The organism is Gordonia sp. NPDC003425 (assembly GCF_053588635.1).
The window spans coordinates 1-1,131 of record NZ_JBSFQI010000055.1; the positions used below are offsets into that span (position 1 = coordinate 1).

At 60.7% G+C, this 1,131-nt stretch carries 1 protein-coding gene; it reads right to left on the reverse strand.

The annotated features are described in order from the left end of the window. Nucleotides 1-16: 16 nt before the first annotated feature. The gene (locus ACWDTD_RS20565; RefSeq protein ID WP_049697012.1) at nt 17-1,075 is read right to left on the reverse strand and encodes an IS630 family transposase; all 1,059 of its coding nucleotides are present in this window, start codon (nt 1,073-1,075) and stop codon (nt 17-19) included. Nucleotides 1,076-1,131 lie beyond the last annotated feature (56 nt).

Consider the following 1,131-nt stretch of genomic DNA (forward strand, 5'->3'; position numbering starts at 1 on the left):
CTAGTGTCGCGTTTCGTTAGTTGGTTTTCGGTTGAGCTTTCTTGAGAATCTCCTCGACCGGTTTCGTCCACACGAAGGGGTGTTTGCGGTCGTTCCAGCCGTTGATGAAGGCTCGGATCTTCGCGTTGAGGTCCTTGACTGAGGTGAACACACCACGCCGGATCGCTTGCCGGTCGATAATGCCGAACCAGACCTCGACGAGGTTGAGCCACGACCCTGATGTCGGGGTGAAGTGGACGTGGATGTTGGGGTGCGCGGCGATCCACTCGGTGACTGCCGACTTTTTGTGGGTGGCGTAGTTGTCCATCACCAGGTGTAACTCCTGGTCGCCGTAGGTGCGGTCGATTTGCCTGAGGAACGACAAGAACTCCTGGTGGCGGTGCCGTGGCTTGACTGTGGCGGTCACCTGTCCGGTCGCGATCTCCAGTGCGGCGAACAGTGTGGTGGTGCCGTGGCGTTTGTAGTCGTGGGTTCGGCGTTCGATCTGTCCTGGCTGCATCGGGAGCATAGGCGCGGTGCGGTCGAGGGCCTGAATCTGGGACTTCTCGTCCACGCACAATACGATCGCATTCTCCGGCGGTGCCAGATACAGGCCGACGACATCGGTGACTTTGGCGACCAACTCCGGGTCGGTGGAGAACTTGAACGTCCCCGAACGCCACGGCTGTACCCCATACTCACGCCACGCGCGGGCGACCGTGGCGTTGCCGATCCCGAGGTGACTGGCCAACAGGCGTGATGACCAGTGGGTCACCCCATACTTCTTGGGCGGTGGCTTCAACGTCGCCGAGATGACACCCGCGTGATCGAGATGTCTTGGGCGACCCGATCGTTGGGCGTCAAGAAGTCCGTCGAGGCCGTCATGGAGATACCGGGAACGCCACTTGAGTACCGTCGGCACCGACGTCCCGACAACCTCGCTGATCCGCGAATTGGCCACCCCTGCAGCAGCAAGAGTCACGATCCGCGCCCGACGCACCAGCCCCGCAGGCGTCGACGTCGACCGTAGTAGCCGATCAAGTTCATCCGCATCACCATCACGCAGGCCAAGAGCCGGGGCCGCAGAATTCGCCATAGCCAATTCTCTCAAACCACGAACCATAAACTAATTAACGACACGCGACACTAGCG

Coding starts and splice junctions, on each gene's coding strand:
- ACWDTD_RS20565 (WP_049697012.1), bottom strand. CDS start 1,075: ATGGCGAATTCTGCGGCCCCGGCTCTTGGCCTGCGTGATGGTGATGCG.